The organism is Vibrio mangrovi (assembly GCF_024346955.1).
In the GTDB taxonomy this organism is placed as follows: Bacteria; Pseudomonadota; Gammaproteobacteria; order Enterobacterales; family Vibrionaceae; genus Vibrio; species Vibrio mangrovi.
On sequence record NZ_AP024884.1, the window covers coordinates 376,812 to 394,858 of the forward strand.

General features: G+C 45.4%; 13 protein-coding genes. 6 read left to right on the forward strand and 7 right to left on the reverse strand.

Annotation, left to right across the window (positions count from 1 at the left end; all coding sequences use genetic code 11):
* Nucleotides 1-248: 248 nt before the first annotated feature.
* Genes OCU74_RS17955 through OCU74_RS17975 form a run of 5 tightly spaced genes read right to left on the reverse strand, consistent with a single transcriptional unit; the run spans nucleotide 249 to nucleotide 5,886 of the window.
* Nucleotides 249-1,232, reverse strand: a complete 984-nt coding sequence (locus OCU74_RS17955) for an ABC transporter ATP-binding protein (protein ID WP_087480993.1) — start codon at nucleotides 1,230-1,232, stop codon at nucleotides 249-251.
* Entirely contained in the window at nucleotides 1,232-2,233 is a 1,002-nt protein-coding gene (locus OCU74_RS17960; protein ID WP_087480992.1) for an ABC transporter ATP-binding protein, read from the reverse strand. The genes OCU74_RS17955 and OCU74_RS17960 overlap by 1 nt, the downstream gene beginning before the upstream one ends.
* Nucleotides 2,230-3,120 (reverse strand): ABC transporter permease, encoded by an 891-nt coding sequence (locus OCU74_RS17965; protein ID WP_087480991.1) that lies wholly within the window; start codon nucleotides 3,118-3,120, stop codon nucleotides 2,230-2,232. Before OCU74_RS17965 ends, OCU74_RS17960 begins: the two co-directional genes overlap by 4 nt.
* 10 nt (nucleotides 3,121-3,130) lie before the next feature.
* Complete coding sequence (locus OCU74_RS17970; RefSeq protein WP_087480990.1) at nucleotides 3,131-4,084, reverse strand: ABC transporter permease; 954 nt, start codon at nucleotides 4,082-4,084, stop codon at nucleotides 3,131-3,133.
* An 11-nt stretch (nucleotides 4,085-4,095) separates the two neighbouring features.
* A complete protein-coding gene (locus tag OCU74_RS17975) occupies nucleotides 4,096-5,886 on the reverse strand; it encodes an ABC transporter substrate-binding protein (protein ID WP_087480989.1) in 1,791 nt (596 codons plus the stop codon).
* A 761-nt stretch (nucleotides 5,887-6,647) separates the two neighbouring features.
* Between OCU74_RS17975 and OCU74_RS17980 the strand changes: the two genes are divergently transcribed.
* On the forward strand, nucleotides 6,648-9,083 hold the full coding sequence (locus OCU74_RS17980) for a beta-glucosidase (RefSeq protein ID WP_200807714.1): 2,436 nt from the start codon (nucleotides 6,648-6,650) through the stop codon (nucleotides 9,081-9,083).
* 341 nt (nucleotides 9,084-9,424) lie between these two features.
* A complete protein-coding gene (locus OCU74_RS17985) occupies nucleotides 9,425-10,435 on the forward strand; it encodes an AraC family transcriptional regulator (RefSeq protein WP_087480987.1) in 1,011 nt (336 codons plus the stop codon).
* A 107-nt stretch (nucleotides 10,436-10,542) separates the two neighbouring features.
* Here OCU74_RS17985 and OCU74_RS17990 read toward each other — a convergent pair whose 3' ends face one another.
* A complete protein-coding gene (locus tag OCU74_RS17990) occupies nucleotides 10,543-11,151 on the reverse strand; it encodes a Yip1 family protein (protein WP_087480986.1) in 609 nt (202 codons plus the stop codon).
* Between the two features lie 266 nt (nucleotides 11,152-11,417).
* Here OCU74_RS17990 and OCU74_RS17995 point away from each other — a divergent pair, with 266 nt between their 5' ends.
* Genes OCU74_RS17995 through OCU74_RS18010 form a run of 4 tightly spaced genes read left to right on the forward strand, consistent with a single transcriptional unit; the run spans nucleotide 11,418 to nucleotide 16,433 of the window.
* Nucleotides 11,418-12,902, forward strand: a complete 1,485-nt coding sequence (locus OCU74_RS17995; protein WP_087480985.1) for a pyridoxal-dependent decarboxylase — start codon at nucleotides 11,418-11,420, stop codon at nucleotides 12,900-12,902.
* Entirely contained in the window at nucleotides 12,899-13,903 is a 1,005-nt protein-coding gene (locus tag OCU74_RS18000; protein WP_087480984.1) for a ligand-gated ion channel, read from the forward strand. Before OCU74_RS17995 ends, OCU74_RS18000 begins: the two co-directional genes overlap by 4 nt.
* Nucleotides 13,900-15,291, forward strand: coding sequence for a cache domain-containing protein (locus OCU74_RS18005; protein WP_087480983.1), 1,392 nt, complete (start codon nucleotides 13,900-13,902; stop codon nucleotides 15,289-15,291). Before OCU74_RS18000 ends, OCU74_RS18005 begins: the two co-directional genes overlap by 4 nt.
* On the forward strand, nucleotides 15,288-16,433 hold the full coding sequence (locus OCU74_RS18010) for an MFS transporter (RefSeq protein ID WP_087480982.1): 1,146 nt from the start codon (nucleotides 15,288-15,290) through the stop codon (nucleotides 16,431-16,433). The genes OCU74_RS18005 and OCU74_RS18010 overlap by 4 nt, the downstream gene beginning before the upstream one ends.
* Nucleotides 16,434-16,743: 310 nt before the next feature.
* Here OCU74_RS18010 and OCU74_RS18015 read toward each other — a convergent pair whose 3' ends face one another.
* Nucleotides 16,744-17,964, reverse strand: coding sequence for a glycoside hydrolase family 30 beta sandwich domain-containing protein (locus OCU74_RS18015; protein ID WP_087480981.1), 1,221 nt, complete (start codon nucleotides 17,962-17,964; stop codon nucleotides 16,744-16,746).
* Nucleotides 17,965-18,047: the final 83 nt, after the last annotated feature.

Here is an 18,047-nt window from a genome sequence, read left to right on the forward strand (position 1 = left end):
ATAGCCATATATTCTCTGAGGAGAAGGATAAATTTAGTGTAAAGTATTGTAAATATTATGCATTGTTAACTTTTTGTAGTCATTTGTGTTGTGATGTTTAATGGTGTTGGGTTATTGTTTTATTTTTGTTGCTTAAGATGGATTGATTGGCCGAATATGATGTGAATATCAATATTATCGGGAAAATCAGGAACCATACTCACTTTATTCGTGAGTATGGTTGTGAGGATATGATGGTTCTGTCCCTGCTAACTTACCGGATTAGCGGGATGCAGGTGACATGCGACCCAGTGACCATCCTGAGATTGCTCCAGTGTTGGTACTTTTCGGGAACATAATGCAGTTGCATGCTTGCAGCGAGGATGGAATGTACAACCACTGGGCGGATTGAGTGGTGAAGGTATATCACCGGCAAGTGGTACATGCTCGGTATTCCGGGTGGGATCCGGGACCGGCACTGCGGACAGTAATGCTTGTGTATATGGGTGTTTTGGTTGCCGGTATAATATCTCTGCGGGCGCTTTTTCAACAATCTTACCCAGATACATGACACCGACTTCATCGCATGTATGCTGCACAACCGCTAAATCGTGGGCAATGAATAGAAAAGAAATTCCCCGGCTTTCCTGAAGCTCTGCGATAAGGTTTAGAACCTGTGCCTGAACAGAAACATCCAGTGCTGAAACCGGTTCGTCTGCAATGATGAGTTTGGGCTCCAGAACCAGAGCTCTGGCAATCCCAACCCGTTGCCGTTGCCCACCGGAAAACTCGTGTGGATAACGGTTCAGTACCTGAGGACGAAGACCGACCGTATGAATAACTTCAGCGATCTTTGCTTCCCGCTGAGCAACGGTTCCTATTTTATGAATATCCAGTGGCTCCCGGAGAATATCGTGGATGGTCATCCGGGGATTCAGAGAAGCAAATGGATCCTGAAAAATCATTTGCATCTCTTTACGCATGGATTTCAGCTGGTGGGCATTCATTCGGGAGATATCCTGCCCGGAAATGGTAATATCTCCGGATGAGGGCTCAATCAGGCGCAGAATGCAGCGGCCCAGTGTGGATTTACCACATCCGGATTCACCGACCAGCCCCAGTGTTTTTCCCCGGTGGATTTGAAAGCTGACATCATCAACAGCTTTACAGACGGCATGAGATTGACTGAACAGGGACTTGCCTGTCTGGAAATGTTTCGTTAATCCTTTGATTTCTAATAATACATCATTCATCAGGATGCCTCAGATATATGGAAACATGCTGCCCGGTGTTCCTGTGAGCCGCTAAGAACGGGTGTGCTCTGGCGACATTGCGGTGTCACCCGGTGGCAGCGATCGGCAAAACGGCATCCTGTCGGCAGATGAAATAAATCAGGAACCATGCCTTCAATGGTTGGTAAACGTGCAATTTTCTGTTGTCGGACAACAGGAATAGACTGAAGTAATCCCTGAGTGTAAGGATGTTTGGGATGGTTGAAAATAGCCGTAACCGGGCCTTGTTCCACGACTTCGCCACAATACATAACGACAACTCGCTGACAGGATTCTGCGACAACACCCAAATCATGAGTAACCAGAATAACCGCCATATCAAGCGACTGTTTCAATTGTTTAATTTCATGCATGACCTGAGCCTGAATCGTGACATCCAGTGCGGTGGTTGGTTCATCAGCCAGTAGTAATGCCGGCCGACAGGAGAGAGCCATAGCAATCATCACCCGCTGACGCATTCCGCCGGAAAGCTGATGTGGATATTCCCTGATCCGTCTTTCTGGGGAAGGAATACCAACCATACGCAGCATTTCGATTGCTCGGGCTGCTGCCTGTTTCCGGGAGATTTTCTGATGGTTACGGATGACATCAACCATCTGAGTTTCAATTCTCAGAACCGGATTTAATGCAGTCATCGGTTCCTGGAAAATCATGGAGACTTCATTGCCACGGATATGGCGATAAGCTTTTTCATTTAAACCAACCAGCTCTTTTCCCTGAAAGCGGATGCTGCCGGAAACTATTTTCCCGGGCGGGCTTGGAATCAGCCCCATAATTGCCATAGAACTGACGGACTTGCCGCAGCCGGATTCTCCGACAATGGCGACACTTTCTCCCGGCATCACTTCAAAACTGATGCCGTTAATCGCCCGGGCAACGCCTTTGTCTGTCTGAAAATCAACGGTGAGACCATCCACTTTCAGTAACGGTTCTGCGGAAATTTCATGTTGCAGGTTGTTCATGACACCTTCCTTGGATCCAGAGCATCCTGTAGAGAATCCGAAAATAAATTGAATGCCAGAACCAGCACAAACAGCATGCCGGATGCGGCAAAGAAGTTGCAAAAGTGTCCTGAAGTTACTTCTGTACTGGCTTCGGCGATCATGAGGCCCCAACTGATGCTTTCTTTGACACCCAGTCCGAGAAAACTCAGGATCACTTCACTTTTGATTGCGGTGATAAACAGCAGTGTCATTTCGACCAGAAGAATATGGCTGGTATTGGGGATTAAATGACGAAAAATAATGCGGTAAGTCGGAACACCAAGTGCATGGGCGGCTTCCGTAAATTCCATATTTTTCAGTTTGATAACTTCTCCCCGAATAACCCGGGCTGTGCCGGTCCAGAATGCCAGCGTCATGGCTGTATGCATGGCATAAGGGTTTCCTTCCATCGCAACGGCAATCGCTGCGACTAAGAGAAAGTATGGAATACAGTCGATACAGTTCATCACCCACAGAATGAATTCATCCAGTACCGAACCGACATAGTATCCCATCAGAGAACCGGTAATGGCACCGATAGTGGTTGATAAAACCGCAACAACCAGACCGACTTCAAAAGCCGTTTTGGTACTGTAGATGGCGCGCTGGAAAATGTCCTGTCCATTGATCGTGGTACCGAACCAGTGTTCGGCACTCGGACCAGCCTGCCCGGAAGTCATTAGTACATCCCATTGCTGGGCAATCAGCCCGCTCCAGACTAATACCGCAATAGCAAAGTAAACCAGTACGATAGCCAGACTGACCATACCGATCCGATCTCTGCGGAATTTGTGAATCGCTTTGGTCCACAGAGATTCGCGTTTCAGGGGCTTCTCCTGAACTGAAGTGTTGATAATTTCTGTCATCGGATGCTCCTTATCTGAGTGAGATCCGCGGATCGACGAGTTTATAAAGGATGTCGACAGTACTGACGACGACAATAAAAACCAGAGTAATCAGCACAATAACTGCTTTGAGTACCGGTAGATCTCCGGTGGTGATCGCATCGTAGGTGATGAGGCCGACTCCGGGAATTCCAAAGTAACTTTCCAGTAGCAGAGAGCCGCCAATGATCACGAATGGAATAGAGAATACCACCCGGGTCAGAATCGGAATCAGGGCATTTTTGAGTACGTGTTTGAATAACACCTGTATGTGGGAATGACCAAATGCTCTGGCTGTACGAATATGATCCCGGGTCATTTCTTCAACGAAGAGCGCCCGGTAAAAACGGGTACTGTATCCGACAGAGACCAGAATGGAACAAAGGGTTGGAACGGTAACATAATACAGATAATCGCCCAGAGAGTTCACTTCCCATCCGTAGACCGGAAACAAGTTGAGCCCGTAACTGGAGCAGAAAATTAACTGCAAGACAATAATGATGATCAGGTAGGAAATACTCATTCCGATGACTGAGGATGACATCACCAGCTTATCGGCCCAGCGTCCACGGTGGTGAGCTGCAAACAGCCCCAGTGCAATACTGATGAGATGTCCGAAAATGAATCCTGGCAGAGCCAGGATGAGTGAGATCGGAATCGTACGTTCGAGGACTGTCGTGACCTGTTCGCCACTCGAATCAGAATAGCCAAAATCAAACGTCACCACCTGCTGCATATAGTGCAGATAGCGGATCCAGAATGGCTGATCATAGCCAAGCTGATGATGGATAGCATTTATCTCTTCAATCGTCGGATTCCGGCCCAGCAAATCATAGGTTTTATCCGGACCGAAATAGACCATCAACACAAAGCTGATCAATGTAACGCCAAAGAGCAAGGGAAGGCTGTAAGCCAGCTTGCGCAGACAGTAACGGAGCGTATCCATGTCATAAACCTCTACTGAACATCAACATATTTGAGGTAGTTACCGAGAATATCTCTTTGTGGAAACATGGTGACATTCTTATGCCACAGGCGGACCCGTGTCCGGGAAAAACTGCCCGTACCGACACAATCTTCGGTTAGTATCTGGTTCAACTGGCGATAGATTGCAGTCCGTTCTGCTCCGGGCTGCATAACCGCTGCTTTTTCAAATAATGCATCGTATTCGGGGTTGTTATAGTTAGCACTGTTTGCACCGGGAGAGCGGTTCGGACCATAGAACAGTTGCAGAGTATTTTCTGCGTCGGGATAGTCCAGCCCCCAACCCATTGGAATCATCTGAGTCCGGCTGTTTTTGATATCACGATTAAAGTCACCAAAGGTGGCATAAGATTTAAACTTGATCTTATTTTTTGGATAGCCGATTTTCATCAGATTACCACGAAACTGTTCGAAGAACTGCTTATAGCGGACGGACGAGGTTGCCGGATAGTTGAGTACCGGTAAGTTCCGGGCATTCCAGCCGTTATCTTTCAGCAGTTTTTTCGCGCCGGCAATGTCCTGAGTAATAGAGGTTTTGTCCATGTTGGGGTCAAAACCGTCCGTTCCCGGAACGATGAATCCCGGATAGGCTTCTCCCAGCCCCAAATAGAAGCGCGAAATACGTTGCGGCCAGTCAAATGCTTTCACAATGGCACACCGTAGGGCTTTATTCTGAGCATCGGTTTTCGGATTATCCGAATGGCTGAAATATTCATCATCGAAGTTGAAGACGTTAAATACCATGCCCGTTTCCCGCTGGACCCGGAAGTTATATTTGGCTGCATACTCTGGCTTAAGTGTAACCGGATTTTTAGACGCCAGTACGGTATCGAGTTGCTCGTTCTGGAGGGTTGTATTGACGATTTCGTTCCCTTTAGTGAATGAATTCCAGCGGGCAGATGCCTGTTTAACCCAGTTGGCTTCAACCCGATCAACGAGTGGCAGCGTCTTTCCTTCCAGTGCCGCAATACCGGTTGAACCATGAATTTTAGGGTCGTAGCCGGCATCAGCAAGGTGGAACACTTCATGGCGATAGGTCGGATTTTTCACCAGAACGGTTTTGGTTGTATCGTGTGAAATCAGTTTGAATGGTCCGCTGCCGACCGGATGAGTTGCGAGCTCACGGCCGTAAGTTTCAACGGCTTCATGAGGAACCAGAGACGAGTAACCCATTGCCAGCGTATAAATCAGCTGAGGATATGGTTTGACCAGTTTGATTTGAATCGTGTATTTGTCCGGAGCACTGAGCCCTTCGAGAGGTTTACTGTAATCGGCGCCGGCTTTTTTCCACTCTTCTATTCCTGCAATTTTGTTGGTCCATAGCCAGGCACCCTGTGATCGGTTGGCCGGGTCAAAATGACGTTTCATCGAATAGATGAAGTCTTGTGCGGTTACTTCCCGGCCTTTTCCGTCAGGAAAAGCTGGATCATCGGTGAAATGAACACCTTGCTTGATATGAATGGTATAAGTCAGGCTGTCTGCCGAAATATCCGGCATTGCTGTCGCAAGGTTAGGTTTTAGTTCAAAGGGAATCTTAAGATACTTATATTCATACAAAGTGTCATATACGGCAGTTACAATTGTATTCGCATATGTTGTTCCGGCCTGAACCGTATCAAATGTGGTTGGTGTTCCGTCTTCGGAAAAGCGTAGAATTTTTTGTGTATCTGCTGCCGATGATGTTTCGGCAAATACCGGTGTACTGATATAAACAAGAGAGGTCGCCAGTGCTGCAACCAGCGGGCGTAATATAAACTGTGACATACAAATTCCTTTTGTATCTTATTTTTGTCTGATGCTGATGATTTTCGGAATAATCCCAGCTTTTATGCTTAGTGAAACACACTATGAAACACAAGGCATTTGTGTCATGTCAACAATAGTATGAAAAATATGAATCGAGCTGTTTTAAAAATAGTGGTCGATCACAAAAAACTGCGATATTAAAAAGTGTTATTTAAATAGGATGTGGGAAAAATGTACTTTATTTCACCAGTCTGGTGACGTGAACTGAAAGTCAGAAAAATGAATTCTCAATTTATTATGCAGTAATATTCATATTTATGTTATTTGTGGAACAGAAGTAACATCAGAAATGAAAAATATATAGGTAATAAGAACTAAAATAGAGCTCATATTAATTTTAAATCAGCCTAATTAATATTATTTCAAAGCCGTTAATAAATTCAGTGACGATGTTCTATTCGATATTATGCTGTGAAATTTTTATAGTGACATCGTTTAATATTTAGATTTTCTCAAAAATGAGATTGGTTATTGTTCGTTATCCTGCTAAAAATCACACTTTTTAATAAATCTCTCCAAAGCAAAAAAAATCTCCGATGTGCAAAAACATTACTAATCAAAATAAATTAATATTGTTTTGAACATTAGGTGACCCTGAAAACATATCCATTATTTAATGGAAAGTCTTTACTTTCAGTATGATGAGAATAATTTGGAAATGTTTTAATGAGAATATAATAGATAAGTCTGATAGGAATGAGATCAGTATGGAATTAAAAATGAAAAAGAAAATACTCACAACTATTATTTCAGCAACGATGTTGATGGGCTACGGATTTTATCCGGATAATGCTCAGGCAAAATCAGATAGCACACAAATTAAATCCGAGAACACATATGTAAAATGGCATAAAGGAATAGATTTTTATGACATCATGGCTAAATTCATTGTTGCAAGAATGACCGATGAAGAAAAACTGAAAATGTTGGTCGGGGCGGGAATGAATCCTGAAGACGGAGACGTTGTTAACCTGAAAGATCCGGTGAAAGGGGTTGCCGGATATATCCATGGTGTTTATGACGAAGCACGAGGATTAGATATTCCAGCCATGAAACTGGCGGATGGCCCGGCAGGTATCAGGATTGATCCAACCCGCGATGGTGATAACAATACTTATTATACGACAGCATTTCCAAACGGTTCTTTGATGGCATCAACCTGGAATACGGAACTAATCCGTAACATTGGCCGGGCTATTGCAAGCGAGGGAAAAGAATATGGTGTTGATTTCTGGCTGGCTCCGGGAATGAATATTCAGCGTAACCCGCTGAATGGTCGTAATTTTGAATATTATTCTGAAGATCCGCTGGTGAGTGGACTGATAGCATCGGCTATGGTTCAGGGAGTTCAGGGTGAAGGTGTTGCAACGACAATCAAACACTTTGCGGCCAATAACTCAGAGACTAACCGCTTTTTCATCAATGCTGTGGCTACTCCGCGTGCACTCCGGGAAATTTATCTGCGGGGATTCGAGTATGCTGTCAAACAATCTCACCCTTGGGCCATTATGTCTTCGTATAACCAGATTAATGGTACTAATACCGGGGAGCGAGCTGATCTGATGACCGACATCCTGCGCGATGAGTGGGGATTTAATGGTCTGGCGATGAGTGACTGGTATGCCGGATACAATCCTATCGACCTGCTCAATGCCGGTGTTGATGTTATCCAGCCCGGTGGTGAAAATTCGGTTATTCCCGGTTTGGGAGACTGGGGTGAATATGTTGTTAAGGCATATGAAAACGGAGATATGACCAAAGCTACCCTTGATCGTAACGTGCAGCATATTGTTGCTCAGGTTCTCAAAACGCCGTCGGCAAAACGTTATCCGATCTCGAACAATCCGGATTTGGATTCTCATGCGACATTGGCCAGACAGGTGGCGGATGAAGGAATTATTCTGCTGAAAAACAAAGACGCGGTCTTGCCGGTTGCAGCTACACAGCAGATTGCTTCATTTGGTATCACTCAGGTCAATACGCTAAAAGGCGGAACCGGAAGTGGTGATGTGCATCCGAATCATGTTACCCGGGTTATTGATGGGTTGGCTGCTCAATTCCCAATGAATCAGGATCTGGTTTCATTCTATAACGATTATTTTGAAGAAAATAAAGTTGTCACTACCGACGGCATGGGAATGTCAGAAATTGTTCTTTGTGAAGAACCTTCAGTTGCCGAGCTGGGAGCTCAGATTAGCAATGCGGCACAAAGTAGTGATGTTGCTATGATTACACTCGGACGTATGGCTGGTGAAGCTGCGGATCGTCAGGTCGAACGGGGAGACTACTTACTCACCGAAAAAGAACTGGATCTGATTTCATCCGTTTCAACCGCTTTTCATGCACAGAATAAGAAGGTCGTTGTTGTCCTGAACATTGCCGGTGTGATTGATGTCAGTGAATGGCAGGATAAAGTCGATGGTATTGTGCTGGCTTATATGCCGGGACAGGAATCTGGTGACGCCATTGCCGATATTATCTCCGGTGAGGCTAATCCTAGCGGCAAACTGACACAAACCATTCCGCTGTCTTATTCGGATGTTCCGTCTTCAGCAACATTCCCTGGTGTCGATGAAGATAACGACGGTGCATTGGATCACGAATATTACAATGAAGATATTTATGTCGGATATCGTTATTATCAGACTTTTGATAAGGAAGTCGCTTATCCGTTCGGTTATGGATTGTCATATACATCGTTCAAATTCTCACAATCGAAAGTACTCAAAAATGCATTGAACCGTCGTCATCATAAAAATGGTGTACTGATTAAAACCACGGTGACGAATACCGGTGATGTCTCAGGGAAAGAAGTGGTTCAGGTCTATGTTTCAGCACCGGAAGTCAAACTGAAAAAACCTAATATCGAACTGAAAGCTTTTGCCAAAACAAGAGAGCTGGCTCCTGGAAAATCACAATGGATGCTGCTTGATATTTCTCCGGAGACACTGGCAAGTTTCGACCCTGATAGTAACCAATGGATTGTCGAACCGGGTACTTATAAGGTTTATATTAGTGATTCATCCGATATTTCCTCGGTCACTCCAATTAACTTTGTGGTACGCAAAGAAGTCGTAGTCGATAAAACAACGCCGGGAGCATTAGCATTAGAAGAAGGCGTTACGGCTGAATCATTTGTTACCGTTAAAGAATAAAAGATTCACATCACCCATTTGGCGGGCATTGCCCGCCTTTTTTGTGTCACTTAATTATTTGCTGGATCTTATTGATCGTTGCATGAACCGAAAGCAAAATCCGCCAGATTAGCAAGGCTTAGAGTGATAATAAGATCATTAACTGTATTGCACATTATGATGCATATTACACAATCCATATTTCGCTTTTGTGTTGTATCACTCTATGACAAATCAGTGCAGTTTCAGGGAAGAGATATTTGTTAAATTGATACGGTACTCGTGTCTGTATTTCCTATTCGAATGTGTCGGCTGATTCGGGCGAGTGACTTTTCTTTCAAAGTTTCAGGGAAGGAGCGTATATGAAAAAAAGTGTCTCTAATATATTAGCCCGTAACATGGCCCAACAATTATCTTCACACCATATTGATATTCAAGCGATTCTGAGAAAATGTGGTATTAGTGAGTACGAGCTGAACAGGCCGAATGGCAGAATCCCGGAGCAGACTCATTACCAGTTCATGCTGGAGACGATGAAGTATAGCCGTTATGTCTATGAATCGTCTTCGATTGACTCACTCTTTGCAATGTTTCCGGAGTTGATTGGTTTGTGTATGAACGAGTCTTCGTCGGTTCAGGCCGCAGAAAGTTTCATCCGTTATCGTGTTCTGATTGGTAATTGTGACCGTTGTGGTCTTCAGGTCGATGATAACCGGATAAAGCTGACCTATGTTGATGACGGCCCGGAAGAACTGTCGACCAGTGCTTTAGGAAACTTCATTATTTTTCGGGAGCTGCTGAAATCCTATCTGCCAGTGATGTCTGTACAGGCGGGGCTGACTTATGTCGGTACACTTTCCCGGAGTGTCGTGAACGATAGTCTGGAAACACAGTGCCTGCTGAATCAGAGTGAAAACTATCTCATCATCGAAAGCCCTTATCTACAGGATGCGAATGGGCACTTTAATCAGAGGCTGAATCAGTTGCAGAAAATTCAGCTGGATAGCATGTGCCACCGGATCGCTGAGGAGCAGACGTTTGCTGCTGTGGTTGAAGAACTGATCGAGTCACTTCTGTTTCACAATAATATTCACCATGAAAACTCAGTACTTGATTGTGTTTGCCGTCACCTGAAAATAAGCCGCTGGACGCTGAATAATAAGTTACGTCAGGATAATCAGTCATTTACGGATGTATTTAACCGGGTCCGGCTGAAAAAAGCCTGTGAACTACTGGCTGAAACCCGGAAAAGTATTAAAGAAATCAGTGAGCTGGCTTATTTTTCTTCTCAGGCTGTTTTCTCAAGATTTTTCCGGCTTCATGCCAATATGTCCCCGGTCCAGTACCGGAAGAAGCTGGCAGATAGCATATAAGTTTGTCGCAGGTTTTGTTTCAGTGATCATACGAATACACAGCAGAGGTTCCTGTTGTGTATTCGTATGTTTGTATGGCCGGTCTTAATATCGTGTATCTGAAAGCGTTAAAAGAACTGCCAGACAACGCTGTTTTCAGAGCCCATACTCCAGAGCAGAACGACCACAGCAAGCAGAGCTTCCAGAATCAGCACGCCGGCACCAAGAGTAGCTCCGGATAGAATAAAGCCTCGTTTGTGACTGATCCCCAGAAAACTGGGCGTTCCTTTATACAACAGATAGGCGGTATAGATAACTCCGAACAGCAGTGCGAGCAGACAGAGCCAGAACACCGGATATATGGCAAAGATGCCACTCAGGAACATCGGAGTCGCGATATACCCGGCGAAGATGATGCAGTCACGTCGTTCCGGACGGTTCGGTATATTGCGCGCCAGCCAGTGAATCAGGCTACCGACAATCCCGACGGCCATCAGAATCAAAGCATAGAATGCAACTCCCAGTGCAATGCCGTTCATCAGAGAAACTTTATAGGTTTCCTCCCCGCCAAATGTCCATCCGACCTGAGTGGTTCCGATCAATGAACAGACCACCGGAATGGCGGCCATCCACAGTACATGATGTACATACAGGTGGCTGACAGTTTCGTGTTCGGCATTGATATCTCGCCATTCACGTTCCGGATGATGTAATAATCCCCATACATGATTACTCATAACTAGCCTCTTGCTTCCTGTTGTTAGAATCATTCCTGTTCGTTGGAATGGGTGGTCAAAAAATTGATCAATATCAATAAGTATAGACTGAACTCTGCAAGGCCACATATTCTGAAATATCCACATGAACAACCCCGTCTAAAACCTGTGTTTCACCGCGTAATACATCCGCTATCTATCTAATCTGTCGATAGTTATACCAATATCCGCATCTTCTGCGGCTGAAAGCTTACAACAGCACCGGAAGTCATAAGATGGAGTAATAGATGGACATTCAACAGCAATTGGCGATTAAGGAAAGTCGATTAGGTGCATCTGAGAGAGAAGCAATTCTGTCAAATTATTTTGCGACACTGAACCGGCAGAAAAAATCTTTTCTGGGTTACCAGACGAATCAGCAAGTGGAGTTCTCCCCGGTATTATTGCCTTTTCTTTCCCTGAACCTGCTGAATCTTGGGGATGGGTTTGAAGAAGGCAGTTATCGGATCAATGCCAAGCAGTTCGAGCGTGCGGTTCTGGAATATTACGCTCAACTCTGTGGCTTTTCCGGGCCACATACTCAGCGTCGGTACTGGGGATATCTGACCGCAATGGGGTCGACAGAAGGGAATATCTACGCACTCTGGAATGCCCGGGATTTTTTATGCGGTCATCCGGTTGAAGGATATGCCGATGCCACGGTCGTCCGTCATCCACCGGTTTTAATCTGTTCGGTGGCAACTCACTATTCTGTCTATAAAGCCAGCCAGTTGGTTGGAGTGAACCTGTTTCATGATATCGGACCTGCATTGGGGGAATGTCCGATCAATCAGGGCAACTGGCATCAGCCTCTGGGCGTCGATGAACGTGATGCAGTCAATATCGATGATTTGTATGCACTGGTTGAATTTTTTATGACGGCCGGATACCCGGTTATTCTAGTTCTGAATCATGGGGCAACATTCAGTGGTGGCAGCGACGCAATTTATGAGATTCTCAACCGTCTGAAGCCGCTGCTGGGCAGAAATACCCCTCAGCAGCGGCGCTACTGGATTCATGTTGATGGTGCTCTGGCTGCCAATTTTTCCCCTTATCTGCGCTCTGCCTCTGAACCTTTCTCGGTTACTGATGAACCTTACGAATTCCGCCATCCGGAAGTTATGTCTCTGTGTACCAGTCCTTATAAATGGCTGGGAGCGCCCTGGGCCTGTGGCGTTTATCTGATGCAGGAACGTTATAAAGTTGGTTCTGCTGCCCGGCCGGTTTATATCGGCAGTCGTGATTCGACAGTTTCCGGCTCGCGGCAGGGCGTATTTGCATTGTATCTGTGGGAGCGACTCACAAGCTTGGGGAAAGTGGGGCTGCAACAGCTGACACGATTCAATGATACGCTGGCCGATTATACCCAAAGCCGGATTGAATCACTGTTTCACCATCTGGACCCGACGGGAAAACATCTGATAGTCATGCCAAGGCCGCAGTACAGTAATATTGTCCGTTTTACTGCTCCTGATGCGGCGGTGATCCGGAAATTTTCTCTGGCCCAGAATGATGTCATGATCCATGGCAAGCTACAGCGTATGTGTCATGTTGTCGTATTGAGTCACGTTACTCAGGAAGCGATTGATGCATTACTCGATTCATTATCTCATTCCCGTGCTTTTTCACTATCGGCCCAGCCGAAAAATCCCCTGACTGATCTGAGTTCGATCCGCTCATTTTATGGGGAGTTACCGGATAGTCATTCATCTAAAGAGGAATCCTTCATATGATGCTGAAAGGGATTTTATGGGGAATCGCCGCCCTGATTTATCTCTGTTCTCCAGAACTTTATGCCCAGTATGTGGTTGATACGTCCGTATCGATCAACAAAATCTACGGTGTTAATACGGTCGATCAAACCTATAAAGTCGATGGTTATCTGGTGACCTCCTGGTACGAACCGGATACAACCTATCGTCCGGCCAGTGGTGAGCGTGTTTATGAAAATCATCAGGCGGAACAACTGATGAATGCAGGAATGTGGGTACCGGCTTTCGAGTTTATCAATATTATCGGTAAGCGCCAGACAGCAAATATGCGTCTGGTGATTACGGCAGATGGCCGGGTGACATACAACGAACGGTTTCAGGGACTTTTCACCACAGAAATGGATTTTCGGCAGTTTCCGTTTGATCACCAGATATTTGAGTTAATCATGGAACCATTTTCCTATGAACAGGCTCAACTGGTGTTCGGATCTGCCCGGATCGATATTGAAACACTGGATAATCAAAGCCTGAGTGAATGGCAAATGCAGGGTGAACCGGAGGCCAGAGTGAGCCGTTCGGATTATGCGCACCTGCAAAGTGGCGCACTCAGCCATTTCTCCCGCCTGACCATCAGTATCGAAGCTTCCCGTAAACCGGACTATTATCTGTGGCGTTTTATTCTGCCGCTTTCTCTGATTCTGGTTGCCTCATGGGCGGTGTTCTGGATTGAAGGATTTTCTGAGCGGCTGATGACTTCTTTCACAATGATGCTCACGGTTGTGGCTTATACCTTTTACACCAGTAGTCTGTTACCGAGACTACCGTATACCACGCTGATTGAGCGGATGGTCATCATGGGATATGTCAGCATTTTTGCAGCAATTTTAGTAATTGTATTTGTCAAGATCAGAGAGGAGAAGGGCAGGCCGGTGAAGCATGTGATACCCCGCTGCCGGGCCATTTTCCCGACACTGTTTCTCATTGCGATGAGTATGCTGATAGGAGTGAATAGTGGCCTATGAAACTCTCCCAATCGACTAAAACGTGTCTTGATGCAACCCTTGCTGCTACGGTTCTGATCGCATTACTGGGGATTACCACCTATTTGCTTTATGCCAAATCAGTCAGTGCTCTGGAAGAACAGATTAAAGCCGGGCTAATTTCAACGGTCAGTGCGTCGGCAACGACACTGAATGGTGATATTCATCGCCATTTCAATGCAGAAACATTGCCCGATGATCCTGAGTATCATGCGATGGCGATGCAAATGGAGCGAATCCGGCAGGCTGCAACAGATGTCCGTTATATCTATACCTGTATTTTAAAACCGCAGGGGATCTATTTTATTGTCAATCCCAGTCCGCAGAATGATGGCGACGGAGATGGTCTGCCCGATCCGCCGCCGGCTTTAATGACACTTTATGATGACGCGCCTCAGGAATTGATGGATGCACTGAAAAATCAGGAGATCGGCGTTTCTGCCGTACCTTACCGCGATCAGTGGGGCACGTTCATTAGCGCGTATGCACCGTTTTATGATGCAAAAGGTGAGTTTGTCGGTGTGCTGGCGATGGATCTGGAACTCAGTGGTTTCTATAAGCGGCTGAGTAATATTCAGCGCGTATTCGGCAAGGCAAAAATCATCATTCTGTTTCTTGGACTGATTGCCGGGCTGGTGGTGTGGTGGATTCGCCGTTCCCACGTGAATAATGTGCGTGAACTGAAAGCAGCAGAAACACAGGCTGCATACAGAGTATCCCAGTTTCGTCATAGCCGGGATGCCTTGTTGGAAGTGGTACGTTATTTTTCTCACCAGTTATCAGAGCAACTCAGCCATGGGAAGAAAGACCGTTCTTTGAGTGACTGTCCTCAGAAGATTCTCAGGCAGGCTGAATCTTATCATCAGGCAGTTTATGACTACGCCCTCAGTCAGGGGGATATTTCAACCGTGATTGAGTCGTTTTACTTGTCTGACTGGTTTGGCAAGCTGAATTCGGTACTGCAACAGGCCGGAAGTGGTCAGCACGAATGGCTGGGAGAAATGCCGCATCCCGTTCAGGGTGATTGTCAGGCTCTGCTGGAAGCATTTTCTGAATTGTATTACTGGCTCAGTCAGATCCTGAACCAGCCGGTGAGCGGGCAAACCAGTATTGCGGAAGAAGGTCTGGACCGCTGGCATCTGGTGACGGAGATTTCAGTTCACGGAGATGTGGGGCAGACGCGGTGCCGACATCTTTTACAACTTTCCGCAGAAGACGGTGCAGTCAATCGGTTAGTCACATTTTCTTCAACCGATCTACATCTGCTGAAAGTCATTCATATATTGCAACAGTTAGCGTGTGAACTCACCCTGAATGACTACGGTGTTCTGCACATTGCCTGGCAAGTCGGTAAGGAGAAAGGAGAATGAAAGAATATGCGTCCATTCTGCTCATCATGGCAACGCTGCTGGTTCAGCTTTCTTCCGGAATCAATTATGTCACGATACCGGTTGTGATGGACGGGCAGGGCATCGGTAATACAGCGATCGGAATCGCGATGTCTTTTGAAATTATCGGAGTCTTGCTGTTTTACCGTCCGCTCAGCCGGTACCTGAGTCACTTCGGGATTTTTCTTTCCCTGCTGATACTGACGTTATGCAGAGCACTAAGTCTGTTAGTCATGGCTCATGCAACACTTTATAGCCTGTGGCTGATCGGTATTTTCAGTTATGGCCTGTCAACCGGTATGTTGCTGGTGTTGCTCCAGACCTGGCTGAATATCAGTGTTCAGGGGAAACTTAAAGGCTTGATGATGGGATTGTACTCCTCGGCACTTTCCTGCGGGATTGCTTTAGGGCCAATCGTATTGCAACTGACTCATCTGACGATGAACTGGCGTTTTGAAGCCGGAGCACTGATTACGCTGTTGCCGCTGCTGCTCTGTTTTTGCCTGAAGGCGCGAGGACAGTCGATGCATAGTCTCGGCGTTGTCCGGGTCGGTTTTGCTTTCCGGCATGCGAAAATCATTCTGGTGGCTGCATTTGTCGGTGGGATCAGTTTCTTTGGCTTACCGGGGTTTCTGACACTATACGGATTACACAATGGACTGTCTGAACCTCAGGCGCAGTTGTTACTGACGATGTTTATGACCGGAAGCGTCAGCCTTGGTATTCTGATGAGCACTTTTGCATCGATTCTGAACCGGCGGACTGTCGTGCTGTTCTGCATTTTTGGTTCGGTGGTCTGTGCCGTATTTTTGTCGATGGCAGTTTATGCAAAATACTGGGTTGCTCTGGCGTTATTGTTTGTCTGGGGAGGCTGCATGGGCGGCATTTACGGGATTGGTTTGACGGTAATGGGAGAACGCTTCTGTCAGCAGGATCAGATGTCAGCCAATATGAGTTACACCCTGATGGACTCTTTTGGTGGCATTATCGGTTTGCTGATGATCGGAGCAATGCTGGACGGATTCGGTTCTGAAGGAATGACTGCGGTTTTCATTACTTTTGGCTGCCTTTTGCTGATTTTCTTTGTGTATGAAATGCTGATCCCGCGGCGGACCTATGAGTAGTGAAATTTGTCTTTTGCAAAATGGGACTTTATTTTCATTTTGAAAATTGATTATGGGCAGATGCGCCATCAATGGATTTAGCATCAAGCGAATGCCTATAAAAACAGTTGGTTATATTTTATCTAAAACTTGGCACGTATAGTGCAATTAGTTGAATGACCCTTTAAGCCGAGGGTCACCTAGCCAACTGACGTTGTTAGTGAACCTATTTTTGTTCATATTGATAGCCAATCACGACTTTTGTGATTGGCTTTTTTTATATGAGTCATGGCTGGATCGAAGTGACCAACCTATCCTTGCTCAAACAAGATTAGTTAGAAACAAATGTTTGTACCGCCCAGGGATCAGCATAAGCAGTGAACTGGTTGTTGCTGACAGAGTAATTACCTCTGTAGTCCATATTCATAGAAGCTGAGGTTGAATATTTTGTCATTGAACTCACGGTACCGTTTCTCAAGGTAAAATTAAGCTGCTTATGAGAGTTGGTTTTATTGACGACGACAATCACAAGTTTGCCTGAACTGTTTTTATACGCGGTGACATATACATTACTTTCCGGCGTTTCAGTTGCGGCAATCCGTACATAACCCGGACGAACAAATTTTGAAAACTGTGACATGATGTAGCCACGTTTACTGACATTACCATCTTCCGTTAACAGACCGTAGCTACGACGAATATACCACCAGATATAAGCACTATAATTTGCAACCATACTTTGATGTATCTCTAAACCAACATTTATTGCTTCGTTCCAGTTATTTGCATCTTCAGTATTGGTATAGTGTTCTGTCATCCAAAGTTTTTTACCTTTTTGCAGAGCAAGCGGATAATTTTTCGGTGTGGCACCATATAGATGTCCACCAATAATATCAACGTAACTATTGGCGACATTATTATTTAAAATAGGATCTGAATAAGCGGTATTAAATCTTAATGATTCGGGTGCAACAATTTTGAGTGCAGGATCAAGCCGCCAGCCCTGATCATTCAGATAAGCAACAAAATCTGCACCTGACCAGTCGCAGGATTCATAATCCGGATGCCAGTCTGGTTCATTCTGTAAAGACAATGCATAAATAGGTGCACTTTTACCGGCCATATAACTGGTAAAATCCATTAAATGATTTGTATAACCCCAGTAATGTTCTGTTTTCAGTTTGCCGCCGTTCTTTAAGCTGTTGTTGTCTTTCATATAGGCTGGCGGTGTCCAGGGCGTTGCCAATAATTTAGCACCATATGAATAAGCAATTTGAGCGATTGGTACCTGCTTATTCCATTGATTGGAATCGGGATCGATTCGCATGCGCATAATGGATAAGCCCATTTCACCATTGCCTGTACCGAATGCTTTAGTGGCCTGTGCCGAAGTCAAATCGTTAATCCAGCCCGGTGCATTCATGCCACCAAAACCATCAATTTCTTGATATTGAGTATTAAAATTAACAGTTACATTACCGGCAAATACACCTAAGCTCATTGAGCTAAGTATAAAAGCTGTTGAAATGCCTAATGAATTTTTTATTTTCATACTTATCTAGCCTTCTTTGTTAGTGCTAATTATCGAATGGCAACGATTGCTACCAGATTTTTTATCAAACCACAAAGTTTATG